This is a genomic window from Apilactobacillus kunkeei DSM 12361 = ATCC 700308 (assembly GCF_001281265.1).
Lineage (GTDB): Bacteria > Bacillota > Bacilli > Lactobacillales > Lactobacillaceae > Apilactobacillus > Apilactobacillus kunkeei.
Genome location: NZ_JXDB01000009.1, coordinates 152,889 through 168,773, shown reverse-complemented (window position 1 = coordinate 168,773; position 15,885 = coordinate 152,889). Strand labels below are relative to the sequence as shown.

Annotated in this window: 15 protein-coding genes, 1 riboswitch and 1 other annotated feature; of the genes, 6 read left to right on the top strand and 9 right to left on the bottom strand. The window is 39.4% G+C overall.

What is annotated here, in order from left to right:
- Window positions 1–7: 7 nt before the first annotated feature.
- Together RZ79_RS05575 and RZ79_RS05570 are read left to right on the top strand one after the other, a co-directional pair.
- Window positions 8–1,189 carry an aminotransferase class I/II-fold pyridoxal phosphate-dependent enzyme gene (locus RZ79_RS05575; RefSeq protein ID WP_054450474.1) on the top strand — a complete coding sequence of 394 codons (1,182 nt, stop codon included), beginning with the start codon at window positions 8–10 and terminating at the stop codon, window positions 1,187–1,189.
- Window positions 1,190–1,288: 99 nt separating this feature from the next.
- On the top strand, window positions 1,289–2,365 hold the full coding sequence (locus RZ79_RS05570) for an aspartate-semialdehyde dehydrogenase (protein WP_054450472.1): 1,077 nt from the start codon (window positions 1,289–1,291) through the stop codon (window positions 2,363–2,365).
- 58 nt (window positions 2,366–2,423) lie between these two features.
- Here the strand turns inward: RZ79_RS05570 and RZ79_RS05565 are convergent, their stop codons facing one another.
- From RZ79_RS05565 to RZ79_RS05550, 4 genes are all read right to left on the bottom strand, one after another.
- On the bottom strand, window positions 2,424–2,879 hold the full coding sequence (locus tag RZ79_RS05565; RefSeq protein ID WP_054450470.1) for a Fur family transcriptional regulator: 456 nt from the start codon (window positions 2,877–2,879) through the stop codon (window positions 2,424–2,426).
- Window positions 2,880–2,963: 84 nt separating this feature from the next.
- The gene (locus RZ79_RS05560) at window positions 2,964–3,383 is read right to left on the bottom strand and encodes a hypothetical protein (protein ID WP_054450468.1); all 420 of its coding nucleotides are present in this window, start codon (window positions 3,381–3,383) and stop codon (window positions 2,964–2,966) included.
- Between the two features lie 75 nt (window positions 3,384–3,458).
- Window positions 3,459–4,379 carry a homocysteine S-methyltransferase gene (mmuM, locus tag RZ79_RS05555; RefSeq protein WP_054450466.1) on the bottom strand — a complete coding sequence of 307 codons (921 nt, stop codon included), beginning with the start codon at window positions 4,377–4,379 and terminating at the stop codon, window positions 3,459–3,461.
- The gene (locus RZ79_RS05550; protein WP_054450462.1) at window positions 4,372–5,745 is read right to left on the bottom strand and encodes an amino acid permease; all 1,374 of its coding nucleotides are present in this window, start codon (window positions 5,743–5,745) and stop codon (window positions 4,372–4,374) included. Before RZ79_RS05550 ends, mmuM begins: the two co-directional genes overlap by 8 nt.
- A 41-nt stretch (window positions 5,746–5,786) precedes the next feature.
- Window positions 5,787–6,032 (bottom strand) — a binding site (T-box leader).
- 141 nt (window positions 6,033–6,173) lie between these two features.
- Here RZ79_RS05550 and RZ79_RS05545 point away from each other — a divergent pair.
- Window positions 6,174–7,208 carry a lactonase family protein gene (locus RZ79_RS05545; protein WP_054450460.1) on the top strand — a complete coding sequence of 345 codons (1,035 nt, stop codon included), beginning with the start codon at window positions 6,174–6,176 and terminating at the stop codon, window positions 7,206–7,208.
- A gap of 39 nt (window positions 7,209–7,247) precedes the next feature.
- On the opposite strand, the gene RZ79_RS05540 is transcribed toward RZ79_RS05545, so the two are convergent.
- On the bottom strand, window positions 7,248–9,611 hold the full coding sequence (locus tag RZ79_RS05540) for an ATP-dependent DNA helicase (RefSeq protein WP_054450459.1): 2,364 nt from the start codon (window positions 9,609–9,611) through the stop codon (window positions 7,248–7,250).
- A gap of 111 nt (window positions 9,612–9,722) precedes the next feature.
- On the opposite strand from RZ79_RS05540, the gene RZ79_RS05535 reads away from it, so the two are divergent.
- Window positions 9,723–10,196 (top strand): DUF2798 domain-containing protein, encoded by a 474-nt coding sequence (locus RZ79_RS05535; protein WP_041153013.1) that lies wholly within the window; start codon window positions 9,723–9,725, stop codon window positions 10,194–10,196.
- Window positions 10,197–10,329: 133 nt separating this feature from the next.
- Complete coding sequence (locus RZ79_RS05530) at window positions 10,330–11,178, top strand: DegV family protein (RefSeq protein ID WP_041153012.1); 849 nt, start codon at window positions 10,330–10,332, stop codon at window positions 11,176–11,178.
- Here the strand turns inward: RZ79_RS05530 and RZ79_RS05525 are convergent.
- Together RZ79_RS05525 and RZ79_RS05520 are read right to left on the bottom strand one after the other, a co-directional pair.
- Window positions 11,153–11,863, bottom strand: coding sequence for an MIP/aquaporin family protein (locus RZ79_RS05525; protein ID WP_041153011.1), 711 nt, complete (start codon window positions 11,861–11,863; stop codon window positions 11,153–11,155). The genes RZ79_RS05530 and RZ79_RS05525 overlap by 26 nt on opposite strands.
- Before the next feature lie 97 nt (window positions 11,864–11,960).
- The gene (locus tag RZ79_RS05520; protein WP_041153010.1) at window positions 11,961–12,221 is read right to left on the bottom strand and encodes a hypothetical protein; all 261 of its coding nucleotides are present in this window, start codon (window positions 12,219–12,221) and stop codon (window positions 11,961–11,963) included.
- A 218-nt stretch (window positions 12,222–12,439) separates the two neighbouring features.
- Here RZ79_RS05520 and RZ79_RS05515 point away from each other — a divergent pair, with 218 nt between their 5' ends.
- Window positions 12,440–13,939 (top strand): MFS transporter, encoded by a 1,500-nt coding sequence (locus RZ79_RS05515; RefSeq protein ID WP_054450458.1) that lies wholly within the window; start codon window positions 12,440–12,442, stop codon window positions 13,937–13,939.
- 27 nt (window positions 13,940–13,966) lie between these two features.
- On the opposite strand, the gene RZ79_RS05510 is transcribed toward RZ79_RS05515, so the two are convergent.
- Both RZ79_RS05510 and RZ79_RS05505 read right to left on the bottom strand, forming a co-directional pair.
- On the bottom strand, window positions 13,967–14,338 hold the full coding sequence (locus RZ79_RS05510) for a hypothetical protein (RefSeq protein ID WP_053791993.1): 372 nt from the start codon (window positions 14,336–14,338) through the stop codon (window positions 13,967–13,969).
- 62 nt (window positions 14,339–14,400) lie between these two features.
- Window positions 14,401–15,708 carry a nucleobase:cation symporter-2 family protein gene (locus RZ79_RS05505; RefSeq protein ID WP_054450457.1) on the bottom strand — a complete coding sequence of 436 codons (1,308 nt, stop codon included), beginning with the start codon at window positions 15,706–15,708 and terminating at the stop codon, window positions 14,401–14,403.
- Window positions 15,709–15,779: 71 nt separating this feature from the next.
- Window positions 15,780–15,879, bottom strand: a riboswitch (purine riboswitch).
- Window positions 15,880–15,885 lie beyond the last annotated feature (6 nt).

Below are 15,885 nucleotides of genomic sequence, written 5' to 3'. Positions count from 1 at the left end.
TGATTGTATGCCAAGAACCAATCCACAGCTTTTGAGAACGTATAACCACCGTTTGAACGGAATCGCACCATCCGGAATTCGTCATTTCGATGAAACGATTTCTAATAACGCAGACCTAATCAAGTTAACTCTAGGGGAACCTGATTTAGATACCCCTGAACATATCAAGAAAGCTGCGATTCAAGGAATTAACGACAATGACTCACATTACTCAGCCCAAGCTGGGAAGGTCGAATTAAGACAAGCGATTACTAATTACTTATCTACCCGCTGGAACCTAGAGTATGATGCCGAAGAAGTGGTGGTTACCAACGGTGCGACTCAATCAATTTATTCAGCACTACAAGCAATCGTGAATCCAGGGGATGAGGTTATCATTCCAACCCCAATCTTTTCTTTGTACGAACCAATCATTGAAATCTTGGGTGGTCACGTGATTGATGTTGATACTAGTGATACTGGTTTTAAATTGACACCATCATTGCTAGAAGATGCCCTAAAACAACATCCAGGCGTCGTTGCGCTAGTAATTAACGACCCTAGCAATCCAACCGGTGTTTCTTACACCGCAGACGAAGTTAAACAGTTAGGACGAGTTATCGCAAAATCACCAATCTGGGTACTTTCAGATGAAATTTACGGTGAATTAACCTTTGATCACGACCATTACTCATTGGCACGCGAAATTCCAGACCAAGTACTATACATCAATGGTTTATCAAAATCACATGCGATGACCGGATGGCGTTTTGGATACATATGTGGTCCAAGCGAAATTATGCAACGAGTAAAAATGATTAATGCCTACATGGTGACCTGTGTCGCGGACAATGTGCAAGACGCAGCACTAGAAGCAATGACAAATGGTCAAGAAGACGCTTATGAATCCAAGACAATATATCAAAAACGTCGTGACCTAGTCTTAGATAAGTTAGATGAAATGGGTGTTGAATATGTGATGCCAACATCAACATTCTATTGTTTCATCAAAATCGATGATAGTTACGGTAGAGATGATTATCAATTTGGTTTAGACCTAGCCGAAAAGGTTGGCCTGGGGGTAATTCCTGGTCGCATGTTTGGTAAGAGTGGGGAAGGTTACATCAGAATTTCCTTCGCCGCTAGTGAAGAGAAAATAACAGGCGGTCTCGATCGACTAAATAAATTTATTCAATTATTAGGAAAATGAATTGACAAATCTGGAAAATAAAGTATATTAATAATAAAGTGTATGCAAATGAAAGACAGTTGTCTATTCAAAATAGATAAAAAAGTGAGGTTTGTAAAAATGAGAGAGTATAACGTAGCAATTTTAGGAGCAACAGGTGCAGTAGGTATGAGAATGGTAAGACAACTAGAGGACTCCACCGTCCCCGTTAAGAACTTGAAGTTACTTGCTTCAAGCCGTTCAGCTGGAACTAAGATTGAATTTAAGGGTGAAGAAATCGAAGTTGAAGAAACTACTCCAGATTCATTCGAAGGAGTCGACATTGTGCTAGCTTCAGCTGGTGGTGGTACTTCCAAGAAGTTCCTACCAGAAGCTGTAAAGCGCGGTGCAGTATGTATCGATAACACCAGTGCATACCGTATGGACCCAGACGTCCCACTAGTTGTTCCAGAAGTAAACGTTGATCAATTAGCTAACCATCGTGGAATTATCGCCAACCCTAACTGTTCAACCATTCAAATGGTGGTTGCCTTACAACCTGTCTTTGAAAAGTTTGGTTTAAACCAAATCGTTGTATCCACTTACCAAGCCGCTTCAGGTGCTGGACAATCAGCATTAAATGAATTTTACGGCCAAGCTCAAGACTACCTAGATGGTAAGGAAATGAGCGCAGATATTTTACCTACTAAGGGTGATAAGAAGCACTATCCTTTAGCATTTAACCTATTACCACAAATTGACGTCTTTGAAGAAGACGGTTCTACTCATGAAGAATGGAAGATGGTTCACGAAACTAAGAAGATCATGTTAAACGACATGGATGCTACTGATATTAAGGTCAATGCTACCTGTGTTCGTGTACCGGTTGCCATTTCTCACGGTGAATCCGTATACTTCGAAGTAGAAGACAAGTCAGCTACTAAGGAAGATATTCAACGCGTTATCGATCAGTTCGATGGTGCAGTTCTACAAGACGATCCAGATCATCAAGTATATCCACAACCAATTACCGCAGAAGGCAAGCGTTCAACTTTCGTTGGTCGCATTCGTGCAGACCAAGAAAATCCTGGATGCTTTAACATGTGGGTGGTAGCGGATAACTTGTTAAAGGGTGCCGCTTGGAACACTGTTCAAAACGCTGAAGAATTAGTAAAGCGTGATTTAGTGCGTGTCCCCGAAAATTACTACCATGGTTAAAGGGTAAATAAAAAGAGTCACATTCAATCGAATGTGACTCTTTTTTTGTTGTTATTGATTATCTTTTTTTAGCTAATTCTTCTCGGCAATTTTTGCAAAGGCCAAAGACTTCAATATGAATCTTGTTGGTTTGAAAACCAGCTTGATCCATCGCTTCCTTGGCTAATTCTTGTTTTAATTGCTTATAGTTAGGGAAGTCGATATCTTCGATTTCACCACAATTATCACAAATAGCGTGGAAGTGAGGAGAACCAAAGAAATCGTATCTAATTCCACCATCTTCAGCAGGTAGTGCAATGATAATATCTAACTTTTCAAATAATTGTAACGTGTTGTAAATGGTTGCAATACTTAGGTTAGAAAATTCTTGCTTCAAAGCTTCGTAGATAGTGTCTACGGAAGGGTGATTATCATGATTAATTAAATACTTTAGGATAATCTGTCTTTGAGGTGTAATTCTTACATTATTGTTTCGTAAGGTTTCTAAGGCTTTTTCGTACATTTCGTTAGACAAACACTCTACCTCCTTTGATTATTACTTTATAACTATTCTATCTTAATAATAAAATTAAAAAGTTCAGAAAGCAAATAAAATCAACTATAAAGCGTCAATTGCGGCTTTAATTTCATCATTTAATGGTGAAATATTGAATTGAGAATTCTTATCTGGCCAGTATTGATGTTTGAATTGAATAATTCGTCTAATTAATTCCAATTCTGCATCGGTAGAAATGTTTAAAACATTTACGTTGACAATTGGGTCATCGCTTTGTAGGTTTGAGATACCGGCGACACCGACGAAATGTTTGGTCTCCTTATCCATGACACCCCATAGTAATCCCTTTTGACTCATGATGTCATTCATGATGGCATTGATGAAGTTGGAAGTGCTCATGATGTCGGCTTTTTCATCTTGTTGCTTTTGAAAATCGATTACTGATTGAAGTTTAAATTCTGTTAACCAATCCATGTAAAAGTGTTCAGTGATGATTGGTCTTAATCCTTCAAAACTACGCATAATTAGTCTCCTTAAATTTACTAGACTTTATTATAGTAGAGAAAAACTAAATTTGAAAGAAATCAGCCGCTCAAACTACTTGAAAAACTTGTCGTAGATGTGTTGTTCTTGGGCTTCTGTCATGCAACAACAGCCACCGACAAACTTAAGATCTAAGTCGAACCATTGAGCTATTAGTTTGTCGAATTCTTCAAATGATAAATCATCATGATTCCATTCCTTAATTTCTGGATTGTAGGTCGCACCGGAGTTAGGAAAGGAAATGAATGGTTTGTGCGCAGGGTGACTTTGTTTCAACACCTTTAATGCAGGAGTCACTAGCTGTGGTTTGGTGCAGTTCAAGCCATAAGCAATTACGTGTTCTTGTGATTCTAAAAATGATGCCACTTCGATTAGTGAGCTGCCATCGGCTAGGTGGGATTCATCTCTCAATGACGCCGATACAATCACCGGAATATCGAATTGATTAGTATATTCGGTAATTGCCTCTAATTCATTGATGTTAGGGAAGGTTTCCAAGATTAATACATCGATGCCAGCTTCAATCATGGCCTGGATACGCCCCTCGTGAAAAGTGATGTATTCTTCATCGGTCAATGAATAGTCGCCTGTGTATTCGGAACCGTTGGCTAAAAAGGCACCGTAAGGTCCGACACCACCCAATAACCACTTGGAGTTTACGTTAGTTGATTCATTACGGCCTTGGTCAGCTAATTCGACGGCCTTTTTAATTAATGTGATGGCTTGATCTTCACTGTAGCCGGCTTTGACTAAACCAGGCACACTGGCCTGGTAGGTGTTAGTCGTAGTCATTGATGAACCGGCGTCAAAGTACTTCTTGTGAACGTCGACAATTAAGTCTTCGTGTGATTCTAAGGCAGCGGCGGTCCATAGGTTTGAGTTTAATTTTAAGCCACGTTCTTCCAAACCAGTCGACATTGAGCTGTCGATTAATATGTGGTCTTGTTGATTAATCCAATTAGTTACTTTATTCATGATGATCCTTCTTTCTATATACTAATGCGTGCCAGACGTAGCAAATGATGGCAAAAGGCACTCCAATGATGATAGCGATACGTTGGTTAGGGTCAAACGCAATTCCGACCAATGAAAGTAAACAGATAACAATTACTAAAATTGGTAACAGTGGGAATAATGGCGCCTTGTATTTTAATTCATTAGTGGAGTGTCCATTTTTGATAAATTGACGTCTAAAGTTAAAGTGAGCCCAACCAATTACTAACCAAACAAACACTACGGCAAAAGCTGAAATAGCGGTTAATGCAAGATAAACAGTGTTTGGGGCATAGATACTTGAAAATAAGGCTAATAATCCACCAGCGATGGTTAAAATTAGTCCATAAACGGGAATCCCGTTCTTGGATAACTTTGCCAATCCCTTTGGTAGGGTATTCTTGTCTGCAAGTGACCAAAGCATCCTAGAAGCAGCGTAGACACCCGAGTTAGCACCAGAGAAAATAGTTATAAATAGGATTAAATTCATTATGTCTGATGCATATGGAATGTTGATATTGGATAAGATGGTAACGAATGGGCTTTGAGCTAGTGATGAATCACTTTGTGGCAAGATTGATCCCAATGCCACGATGGTACCGATGAATAAGATTACCAAGATTATCAGAGTGTGTTTGATAGATTGCGGTACGGTCTTCTCTGGATTTCGGCTTTCTCCAGCACCGACGGCTATCATTTCTGCACCTGAAAAGGCAAAGTTGGCAGATAACACAATTGAGATGACTGGAATTAAACCATTTGGAAAGATACCGTTGGCGGTTAATTGACCAAAAAATGGTCTGAAATGAGTGTGATGAATTGGAATGACTTTAAATATGATTAGAACCCCTAGACCAAGAAAAACTGCAAGGGCTAGTACCTTAATCAATGACATCCAGAATTCACTGGAAGAAAATAGATTCATGTTGATAATATTTAACAACAAAATAATCACGGTGAAGATAAGGCTGAATCCCCAAACAGGAATACTTGGGAAATATTGTTGACCAATGGTCGAAAGAGCGATAAATTCCGAACCAAGTGCAATTGTCCACGTCAACCAATACATCCAGGCAGTGATAAAACCGACACCGGGATTTATGTATTTACTTGCGTATGTATGAAATGCTCCCGTGTTAGGATCATGAACTGATAATTCACCCAGACACGCCATGACCATACATACTAAAATTGAACCAATCACATAGGCTAGAATTGTCCCAATTGGACCAGCCGTTTGGATTGAGTATCCGGTACTCATGAATATACCAGTCCCAATCACACCACCAAGTGACATGGTGATAAGGTTCCTGGCTTTTAAATTTTTTGAAAACTGATGAGAACTCATAAATAAACCTCCTTAGAAATAAAAAAAGCATCCGTCCCTATAAAAAGGGCGAATGCTTCGCGGTACCACCTTAGTTTATAGCTAAAATGATACATTAATATCATTAACTATCTTATCCGGAACCTGTTGATTCCTTCGTGTTGTAACATACACAAATGTCGGGAGCTAAATCATTCACACCCGAAGGTTCAAAGACCATTTTCGATAACTTTGAAACGTTCATTTCCACCAACCAAGAACTCTCTTTGCAATCATCCGTTATGTACTTATCTCATCAAAACCTAATATATTATAATTTATTTTTAATTATATATACATTATAAAATTTTTCAAGGATAAATTTTTTGAATTAACTATTTAGCATTAATGTCAAAATATGCAATAATAGAGAGGAGATATTAAATTTTAAGCGAAAGTGAGATTTAATTATGACTGAAAAATTCTTAATCGGTACTTACACTAGGGATACAAGTGAAGGTATTTATGAAATCGAATTAGATGAAAACAAAAAGCAATTACAAAATTTACAATTGGTTGCCAAAGCTGGTAACCCAACATATGTAGCTGTTTCAAAAGCAAACCGTTTATATGCCATCGATAAGGGTGACAATGGTAAAGGTGGTGCATTAGCACTAGATAATTCAACTCGTCCCGCTAATGAAATCAATGTTTGTTTAAACGAAGATACCAACCCAGCATACATTACTGTTGATGAAGGTCGTCAATTTGTTTACACTGCCAACTACCACACCGGTGAAGTAATGGTATATAAAATTGAAGAAGACGGTTCACTATCCTACTTAAACAAGGTTGTTCACGAAGGTAATGTTGGTCCACGTCCAGAACAACAAAGTGGTGCACATCCTCACTATGCTGACTTAACTCCAGATGGTCGTCTAGCCGTTGTTGACTTAGGCCAAGACATGGTTTACGTATACGACATCGCAGACAATGGTGAACTAACCGAAGTTTCTACATTAAAGATGGAAGCTGGATTTGGTCCACGTCATGTTGTCTTCGATGAACAAAAACACGTTGCATTCATCGTCGGTGAATTAAGCAGTAAGTTAGCCGTCGTTAATTACGATAAGACAGATGGTAGCTTCCACCTAGATCACATCGTTGCTACTATTCCAGATGACTGGACAGAACACAACGGTGCCGCTGCTATCCGTTTATCCAGTGATGGTAAGTTTGTCTATGTTTCTAACCGAGGTAACAACAGTATTGCGGTCTTTGAAGTTAAAGACAACGGTAAGGTTGAACTAATTCAATTAGCAAGCACTGAAGGTGACTTTCCACGAGACTTTAACTTCAGTAGCGATGAAAAGTTCATGGTTGTCGTTAACCAAAACACTAACGACGCTACCTTATACGAACGTGATGTTAACAGCGGTAAGTTAACCGTTGTTCAAAAGGATGTTCATGTTCCAGAAGGTGTCTGTGTCGCACGCGAAAAATAAATAATTAAAAAAGACTTACGGATTTTCCGTAAGTCTTTTTTAGTGTTGTTGCCAAAAGTGATTCAATTTTTGTTTAGTCTGATTAATGTTAAAAGCAGTCGATAATTGACCCTGGTGCCAATTTCTTGGGAATAGCTTTTGGTAACGATTTTGTTTGAATCGTTGATCCATTAAGACGACGTTTCCGACATCCTGGTTGGTTCGAATGAGTCGACCGGCGGCCTGAAAGACATTGTTTAATCCCGGTAGTTGGTAGGCAAAGTCAAAGCCATGACCGTTTTCGGCGTCAAAGAAGTACCTAATGAGGTCGTTTTCCGGATTTAATCCGGGTAGGCCAACCGAGATAATTCCGACCCCGATGAGGTGACTACCCTTAAGGTCGATTCCCTCACAGAAGATGCCACCTAGTAGGGCAAATCCGACCAAAGTGTCATCGTCATCACGTTTAAACGTATCGATGAATGATTGACGTTCCTCGGGACTCATTTCATTTTCCTGGACTAGGACGTCGACGGTTGGATTTTGCTTTTCAAATGCTTCGACGACATCGTTTAGATACTTACCAGATGGCAAGAAGATTAGATAATGACCGTTCTTGCTGTTAATCATCGCATTGATAGTATCAACAATTGGTTGAATGCTACTCTTTCGCTTGGAGTAGGTGGTTTGAATGTAGTTGGTAATAATCACCTGTTGGTTTTGCGGATTGAAAGGCGAATCGATTTCATAGACCAGACTGTCCTCTTCATCCCCCAAGACGCGTTGATAGTATTCCATTGGTGAAAGGGTGGCCGAGAACAAGACGGCACTACCACCGAGCTTGAGTGATTCACCGATAAACGGACTGGGGTCCATGCAGAATAACTTGATGATGACGTTTTGGTCACGGTCATAAAACATTCTGGTCTTAAATGTATCATCGTATAGTTCGGCGATGCGTTGAAAACTAAGAAGGGTGAAGTAGTAATCGACAATCGCATCGTTTAACTCTTCATCCTTTTCTTCCTTACCGAGCCAATCGGAGATGACATCGCAAAGCTTGTTGAGTTGTTTGACAAAAGCGCTTGGTGGATTATCCAAGTGGACATATTCCTCGTGGCTTTCGGTCAGTGGCTTGACGTTTAGGGTGTATGAACGGCGAAATGATTTCAACGCCTTATGCAGTCTTTCATTATCCTCTTGGTCCTTGGTGACCTTGATTAAGTCGGGTAACACTTTGTTGGAGATTGCCGACGAGTACATTTCACGGGAACGGTTGACCAGGTTGTGAGCTTCGTCGATTAAAAAGATGTTGTCGGGATCCTCGACCGTGAAGAAACGTTGGAGGTGCACCTGTGGATCGAATAGATAGTTGTAGTCACAGATGATGACGTCACAGAATTGACTGAGGTCCAGTGAGAATTCAAATGGGTCAATCTTGTATTGTTCAGCGTATTGTTGAATGACGTCGAAGTCGATTTGATCGACATGTTCTAACACATCTTTAATGGCTGGTTTCAAACGGTCGTAGTAACCAATCATGTAGGGGTTATCTTCGGGTTTCAAATCCTTTTCGGCCTCAAAGGTAATCTTTTCCTTGGCGGTTAGAGTGATTGTCTTTGCCTTTAGTCCTTTATCCATCATCAAGTCCATTGCTTCCTTGGCGACAATACGCGTACTTTGTTTTGCTGTAAGATAGAAAATTCGATTGGATAGTTCTTGTCCCATCGACTTAACAGCGGGGAAAAGTGTCGAAATGGTTTTCCCGGTTCCAGTAGGGGCTTGGGCAAACAAGTGCTTGTGATTGGCGATTGTCTTGTAGACAACCGCGGAGAAGTTACGTTGACCGTGTCGGAATTCTTTAAACGGAAAGGCCATTTGATTGGCGGTCTTGTTTCTTTCCTTAATGATGTCGGTTCTTAACTTCAACCATTCTTCATATTCACTGATAAGGTTGTCGAAGAACTGCTTGGCCTCTTCTCGACTGATGGTGATCTCGTTATCTGAGATGACTTCATCTGGCGTTTGAACGTAGGTGAGGGTTAGTTTGACCTCATTTAGCTCATCGAACTTTTGCATCAAGAAATAGGCGTAGACCTTCACTTGACCCCAGTAAAGTGTCATGATGCTTTCCGGTAAGTCCTTAAATTCAACGTCGGACGTCTTAATCTCGATGATTTCGGCATTCTTACCGTCGATTAAGACACCATCAGCACGGCCTTCAATGTGAAAGTCGATGTCGTTGATCTTTAGTTTCGTATCCAAATAGTATTCACTTTCAAAGTGCATGTACTTGCTCTTTTGGAGTTTGCGATGAATTTGGGCACCTTTTCTGGCGGTATTGGAACTGTTTAAACGGGCGTTTAAGTCACCGCTTCTCAGTGTGAATTCGACTAAGTCTCTGATTCCGATTCGATTCAAGATGGTTCCTCCTTTCGTTTAGCATTGATATGTAATTTGTAACAGAATTGTAACTTATGAAAAAATTTTTGATGTGCTAGGCTAAATAATAGAGATAAAAGAAAGGGGTATATTATGCCTAGAGGATTTAAAGAGGAATTAATGTTTACAGGGATGATGGCCGGACTTATGGTTATCGTTATGGAAGCATATAACATCGCGATGGCTAGCGGAATTCACGCCGGTTTTATCATCGAAGTATTAGTGGGATACCCACTTGCATTAGTAGTTGCCGCCATCTTAGATTTAGTGTTAGTTGGCCCACTCGTTAAAGCTATCTTTTTCAATTATATATTCAAACCTGAATGGGAACAAACACCAATTAAGATTGCGCTATGCATTTCAACTATGATGGTACTTGGCATGGTGACCTTAATGTCACTATTTGGTATCATCGTTACCTTTGGTTTTGAAAATATCACATGGGCAATGTATGGCCGTGCATGGATCTTAAACCTATGCTTAGCATTACCACTACAATTAGTGATTGTTGGCCCAATCTGTCGCTTACTATTAGGTAAGATTCAAGCCACAATTGATGAAAAATAATTATGAAAAGCTACCGAATATACGGTGGCTTTTTTATTTCCTTGAATAAATCCAAATTTAGATAAATAATTACTGAAAAATATTCTAAATACCGTTATTATATAGGTAGAATAAGAATTCGAGGAGATATAACATGATTAAAATTGTGACGGATTCAACAGCATTAATTCCAGAAGAAACTGTTAATAAATACGACATCAAAGTAATACCATTGAACGTCAACATTGGTAACGACGCTTACCAAGATGGCATTGATATGAATGGTCAAAAACTAATTCAATACATCAAAGATAATCCAAAGGGTGATTTCCCTACTACTAGTCAACCTTCAATCGGTCAATTCGTTGAAGTATACAACGAACTAACTAAGGACGGAGACACTGTCTTATCACTACACATGACCGATTTATTAAGCGGAACTGTTCACGCAGCTAGCCAAGCTAGTGAAATCGCTGACGGGGACGTTAAAGTGGTTAACACTCACTACATCGACCAAAGTCTAGGTTTCCTAGTAGTTGAAGCAGCTAAGATGGCTCAATCAGGTGATTACACTCGTGATCAAATCATCGACCACGTTAATCAAGATATTGAAAACTCCGAACTATACATCGGTGTAAGCACATTGGAAAACCTAGTAAAGGGTGGTCGTATCAGCAAGGCAACTGGTATCATCTCAAAGATGATGAACTTACACGTTGTCTTCCAACTACTACCAGATGACCTAAAGCTACAACTAAAGGGTCGCGGTAAGAAGACCATTACTAAGTGGTTAGACCAATTCTTTGAAACTAACGCCAACACCAACTACAAGTTCATCGGTATCAGTTACACTGGTAGTGACGAATTTGCGATGGCATTAAAAAAACGTCTGGAAGAACAATTCCCAAACGTTAACGTATTAGTTCAATATACTTCATCAATTGTTTCAGTTCATACCGGTGAAAATGCATTTGCCATCATGACTTGTAAACAAAATGACTAAAGATAACTGAAAAGATAATTCCTAAAATGGCACCAATGATAGGTCCTAAGAAAGGGACCACCGCATATCTCCATTGTGATAATCGTTTATCGTAAGTTCTGGAAAAGAAGAAACGAGGAACTAAATCACGAGTAGGATTAAATGCGGCTCCAGTGATTGGAGCAACGATACTTATGATAATCATCATTAGTAATGATGAGAATAAGGTCTTGATCCACCATTGAGCATTGATGTCATTTTGCATTTCTGTATTAACGATAATCAAGAAGGTCCCGATGATTTCCCACTTGAAGTTACGCTTCCAATTATTGACGTCACGAGGGACGGTCGCATAGAAGTTCAAGTTCAAGGGAAGACTAGCCAACCATTTTGACCAAACGGCCTTAACGGTTAGGGATGCTAGCCAGGCACCGAGAATTTGGGTAATCACTTCACCAATCATTAGCCACCAGTGAATTTGATGATTAACGGCTAGGGTTAGCGAAACAACCGGATTATATTCGGCGGTGCCGAAAAAGAAAGTCGTTAGCAGGGATGGAATCAGGATACTAATACCCCAGTAAAATCCGGTAATAAAACGGTTCTGACCTTTTGGAAATAAGAAATAGTTAATGATAACACTGGTTACTAATCCCAAAGATAACATTATGTAGGTTCCGATAAATTCACCTAATAATAGTCTCATTTCCATCCCTCCTTTAGCTGTCTACAATTGATAGATTATCACTTATTGAAATAAAATTAAAACTATATCAGATAAAAAGTGAAATCATTTTTTGGTTTCACTTTTTGTTTGCGTTTAGTTGTTTAATGATGTTGGTAACGTCTTGTTTGTTCACTAGACGGTGTTCAAAGGTGTTATAAAACATAGGCTGATGTTGTTCGATGATTTTTCGATCGGATTCGTTTCCTGATAGGTATGCGACGTCACAAGCATCCTCGATGTTTTCGATTTTAGGGAAACCAGCCGCACTCATGACACTACCTAGGACAGTATCGGCATCCTCGTATTTTAAATCATCTAAATATTTATCGTAATTCATCAATCCACCACCTATTCTTTAATAGAAGATTATTATACAAATAGGTGTGTTAACTTGCTAGTAAATAGCTTTTACTAGTCGAAAATATAATATTAATGTAATATATTATATTAGTGAAAAAGGTATAGTTTCCTCGGTGGGAACAATCGATAGGCATATCGACAGGTGGGCTCGCGTTAGATAGGCGCGAAGGAAATATTATACGAAGGAGACTTGTTATGCAAAGTCGAAATAAATGGTTTGCACTGGTCGCAGTCTGCCTTGGATTCTTCATGGGTCTTTTGGATGTGACCGTTGTAAACGTTGCTTTACCAACCATTCAGACTAGCTTCAACAGTAGTTTTAGCCAGTTACAATGGGTCATTAATGCTTATACATTAATGTTTGCGGCCGTGTTGTTCCTAATTTCTAAGTTAGGGGACTTAATAGGGAGAAAACGCATTTTTATCATTAGTTTGGTATTATTCTCTGCTTTCTCACTAGCATGTAGTGTCGCACCAAGTATTACTTGGTTAATCATCTTCCGTGGAATTCAAGGAATCGGTGGTGCTGGAATGCTTAGCCTTTCCATGAGTATCATTGCCGACATCTTTGAAGGACCATCAAGAGGACTAGCTCTTGGAATCTGGGGAAGCGTCGCGGGTCTATCCACTGCGCTTGGTCCACTATTCGGGGGAATACTGCTTAGCTTCTTTAGTTGGGAATCCATCTTTTGGATGAATATCCCAATCGGTGTAATCGCACTATTCATGAGTGTAAGATATATTCCAACTTCTAAGACATTCAATAGTGGCAAAATCGACTTTATCGGAATGCTATTATCATTTGCCTTTATGTTCTGTATTATTTTAGGTTTAATTCAAAAAGAAACCCACTATAGATACTCTTGGTTTGATATGCACGTATTTGTCTTATTGGCTGCTGGTGTCATTCTAATCGCCATTTTTGCCGTTTGGGAAAAGTACTTTTCAAGTCCAATGCTAGATCTTGGTTTGCTTAAAAACAGACAGGTAGTGGGAAGTGCCATTTCCAACCTAACATTGGGAATTGCCATCTATGCAGCATTTAGCTACATCATCGTGTTATCACAAAATTACATGGGCTATTCAGCACTACAAAGTGGGGCTCAACTAATGCTAATTAGTGCGTTTTCACTTGTGATTGGCCCTATTTCAGGTAAGATTGTCACTAAGATTGATCCGGGACTAATCATCAGTTTCGTATTAGTCCTAGCCGGTGTCGGGATGTTTGTCCTACCGGTCTTCTTGGGTAACCAAAACCACTGGTACGGTTTTATTCCTACCTTTGTTACCCTAGGTTTGGCCAATGCATTCGTTAATCCGCTATCATCTAACATTGCCGTTAGTTCCGTTGAACCAAAGGAAATTGGGATGACATCTGGATTACTAAACGTTGGTAAACAATTCGGAACAAGTCTAGGGCTAGTCGTACTAGGATTAGCCTTGACCGATACCTACAACAATCACTTAGTTACATCTAGGATGGGTGATTCATTGATGCACGTGTTCCAAAACGCTGGACCATTTGCGGGTAGTGAAATCGCCGAAAAGATGCATAACCCATCATTATTATCCATCGTTCACAATGCCTTTTATCGAGGGATTGATAGTGTTGCGATTACTGATGGTTTCATCTTTGTAGTTGCCGGAATTCTTTGCTACATCTTGTTATGTATGAGAAGCAAAAAGAGTAAATAAAAAAGTCGCTTGTAAAAGCGGCTTTTTTTAGTGGCGACTTGATTGATGACCACCGTTATTTGAAAGTTTAATGTTGTTTCGTTTGAATTTTTGTTGAGCTGAATCAGGCTGGAAATCAAAGTGGTGCATACGACCGTTGTAAGGTTTGCCGGCCATCTTGATTTGTACCCAGTCTGCCATGATGCGTTGCATGTTTTGCGCTGCTTTAACACGACTTTCAATTCCTTCGGTTTTAGCAGCGGGTTCGATATTGTCTCTCAATTGATTAATCAACTTTTGGTGGTATACCAATAGAGATTGGGTCAAAGGAGAATCCTTGTATGAGTTGAATAAACGTTCGATAAAACGCATTGCGTCTTTTGAGTTTTTGGGTTCGTAAAATCTTTCGTTATTATCCATAATTGCCTCCAAAAAAATAACCATCATGCATATTATACATGATGGTTATCATTTTACATTGATTAATCTTCCAATTCAATTTGACCAGTTAAGCTAAATAAGAAACTTAATAGGACGGCTAAGAAACCACCAACAACGATACCATTGTCTAAGATGATTTGAGCAGCTTGTGGAAGTGATCTGAAGATTTGTGGGTAAACTGTTACACCAATACCAGTACCAACAGATAGGGCAACGATTAATAGGTTCGCATTCTTGTTAAAGTCAACGTTTTGTAAAATACGGATACCTTGAACACCAACCATACCAAACATTACAACCATGGCACCACCAAGTACTGAACTTGGAATTACCGTTGCCACAGCACCAGCCTTAGGAAGTAGACCTAAGATTAATAGAAATAATCCGGCGTAGTAGATTGGACGTTTAGTTTTAATACCTGATAGTTGAACCACACCAACGTTTTCTGAGAAAGTTGAGTATGGGAAGGTGTTGAAGATACCACCAAGCATAGCGGCAATTCCTTCAGCACGGTAACCGTTAGCTAGGTCTTTTTCACTTAGTTTACGACCAGTTAAATCACCAAGTGCCAAGAAGACACCGGTTGATTCCACCATGGTAGTTAGTGATACTAAAATCATGGTTAGAATAGCTGACCAACTGAAGTGAGGTGTGCCGAAGTAGAAAGGTTGTGGGAAGTGGAACCAGCTAGCCTGAGCGACTGAAGCAAATGAAATCATGCCAAGTGCATAAGCAATCACTGTTCCGACTACCATTCCAACCAATACAGATATTGATCTGAAGAAACCTTTTCCAAAGATGTTAATCAAGATAATAACGGCCATGGTAATTAGACCGACGATTAAATCGTGAGGGTCGGCGAAGTTCTTAGCTGAAGCATTTCCACCACCCAAGTTTTGAACGGCAACTGGTACTAATGAGAAACCAATGATGGTAATTAGTGAACCAGTAACTACTGGTGGGAAGAACTTACGTAGTTTCGCGAAAAGTCCTGAGATTAAAAATACGAATAAACCTGAACAAATAATAGCTCCATAAATATATGCGACACCTAAAGTACCACCAATAGTTTCAAGTGGTGTGATAACTTGTACCGCACATCCCAATACAACAGGAAGACCAATCCCAGTAAGTGGGGTCTTCTTAAGTTGTAATAGTGTGGCAATCCCACACATAAAAATATCTGCAGAAACCAGGTAAGTCATTTGAGCTGCATTGAAGTGTAAGAAAGCACCAATTAGCAATGGGACGATAACGTCACCTGAATACATTGCTAACAAGTGTTGGAAACCTAAAATGGCAGCCTTAAATTGGGATACCTGTTGCAATTTGCTTTCATGATTATCCAAACAAAATTCCTCCTAATATTTAATTATTACCCTGAAAAATAAAAAAGCCTCAATGCTAGAAAAAGCAAAGAGACCTTCATCTTTTTGCTTATAGTCCGAACTTTACGGTTCCGGGTAGAAACTTACCAACCTTATTATGGTAAATATATAGGCAATAACTGATTTAATTTTGTAATT

Excerpts from the sequence above, each read along its gene's own strand:
- RZ79_RS05575 (WP_054450474.1), top strand. The coding sequence starts at position 8 with ATGCCAAGAACCAATCCACAGCTTTTGAGAACGTATAACCACCGTTTG.
- RZ79_RS05570 (WP_054450472.1), top strand. The coding sequence starts at position 1,289 with ATGAGAGAGTATAACGTAGCAATTTTAGGAGCAACAGGTGCAGTAGGT.
- RZ79_RS05560 (WP_054450468.1), bottom strand. The coding sequence starts at position 3,383 with ATGCGTAGTTTTGAAGGATTAAGACCAATCATCACTGAACACTTTTAC.
- mmuM (WP_054450466.1), bottom strand. The coding sequence starts at position 4,379 with ATGAATAAAGTAACTAATTGGATTAATCAACAAGACCACATATTAATC.
- RZ79_RS05550 (WP_054450462.1), bottom strand. The coding sequence starts at position 5,745 with ATGAGTTCTCATCAGTTTTCAAAAAATTTAAAAGCCAGGAACCTTATC.
- RZ79_RS05545 (WP_054450460.1), top strand. The coding sequence starts at position 6,174 with ATGACTGAAAAATTCTTAATCGGTACTTACACTAGGGATACAAGTGAA.
- RZ79_RS05535 (WP_041153013.1), top strand. The coding sequence starts at position 9,723 with ATGCCTAGAGGATTTAAAGAGGAATTAATGTTTACAGGGATGATGGCC.
- RZ79_RS05530 (WP_041153012.1), top strand. The coding sequence starts at position 10,330 with ATGATTAAAATTGTGACGGATTCAACAGCATTAATTCCAGAAGAAACT.
- RZ79_RS05525 (WP_041153011.1), bottom strand. The coding sequence starts at position 11,863 with ATGAGACTATTATTAGGTGAATTTATCGGAACCTACATAATGTTATCT.
- RZ79_RS05520 (WP_041153010.1), bottom strand. The coding sequence starts at position 12,221 with ATGAATTACGATAAATATTTAGATGATTTAAAATACGAGGATGCCGAT.
- RZ79_RS05515 (WP_054450458.1), top strand. The coding sequence starts at position 12,440 with ATGCAAAGTCGAAATAAATGGTTTGCACTGGTCGCAGTCTGCCTTGGA.
- RZ79_RS05510 (WP_053791993.1), bottom strand. The coding sequence starts at position 14,338 with ATGGATAATAACGAAAGATTTTACGAACCCAAAAACTCAAAAGACGCA.